Origin of the sequence: Rhodoligotrophos defluvii (assembly GCF_005281615.1) — a bacterium.
GTDB lineage: Bacteria > Pseudomonadota > Alphaproteobacteria > Rhizobiales > Im1 > Rhodoligotrophos > Rhodoligotrophos defluvii.
Genome location: NZ_SZZM01000019.1, coordinates 1 through 1,155 on the forward strand (window position 1 = coordinate 1; position 1,155 = coordinate 1,155).

1 protein-coding gene is annotated in these 1,155 nt (G+C 45.9%); it reads left to right on the forward strand.

Translation table 11 applies throughout. The features are described 5' to 3' along the window. The coding region (locus E4P09_RS26320; protein ID WP_205042329.1) for a hypothetical protein at positions 1-486 on the forward strand (486 nt) is incomplete at its 5' end. Between the last annotated feature and the right edge of the window lie 669 nt (positions 487-1,155).

Consider the following 1,155-nt stretch of genomic DNA (forward strand, 5'->3'; position numbering starts at 1 on the left):
AAGGCGCATGCCTATGACGCCTACGCCAAGACCGCCCGCGACTTCCGCATTCTCGATGCCCTGCGGGTGTGTATTGGGCTGGATCTGGTGACGATCGGCATTTGCTTTCTATGCGCTCCGTTTATGCTGTGCATCAGATATAGCAGACAAAACACTAGATGGTTCATCGAATCACAAGCAAATACCATCAAGAAAATCTGGAAAATTTGTTTAGGCATCATTGCTTTCAGTTTAATATGCTTACTACTTCCAATTCATGTACTCATAGTTGGAAACCATATCAGCTTCAAACCTAGGATCGGTGGCTCGGGCGAATGGGGGAATTATCCCCTATTTTTAGATCCATTCTGCATAACTAAAGACTCATACTTCATGCTTATATTCTCCGTATCTTTTATATTGTTTCTTCTGTGTATGAAAGGTGCTTATATAAGATATATCATTATGCACAAATCAAAACAGAGACAAATATTCATTTCTTCATGATCTGTATCCGTATAGCACAGTAAATTCAATTCCTATGACAAACCGATGATGAACTCTCAAGATCTGAATTGCGTCTTTATCCTATACGCGTGTTGAGGGACAAATTTTTCCCGTTGTGCTGCCATATTCATATGGGCTGTATCAATATACAACAAGTAACAAGTATTAGACACAATATTTCACTCAATTACATTTGGAGGCCCCAGACAACGATCATCTAAATCGTTTGAATCAATAGAAAAGCAACAGAACAATTCATCAATTGCGGATTTGTGAAATGCCAAACGAAGGAAGCAGACTTGACGGCCGTAATGAGCGCTACGAGGAGGACGCTCGCGGGTTTTGGCACATCGTCCGGCCCCAGGAAGACTACCAGCACTGGCACGATCAAGGGTGGCGGGGAGGCGAATATCGTTGCGGACGTCCGCGTCTTACCGCGGCGAGACGGATAGGCAGCAGGGGCGCGCAACCCGAAGAAGCGATCCACGAACCTCGCCGCAGATCGGTTTTGGCCGAAACCTAGTCGAGGGAAAGCCAGAATCATCGGCGAGAGATGCGGCTGACTTCTCATGACTCTGAGAAGAAGATGCGGCGACAGAGTTTCTTTATACTGTTCGTGATTGCGCTGGCCATCATCGGGGCAACCCTGAAGTCATACTGGATCGAGGC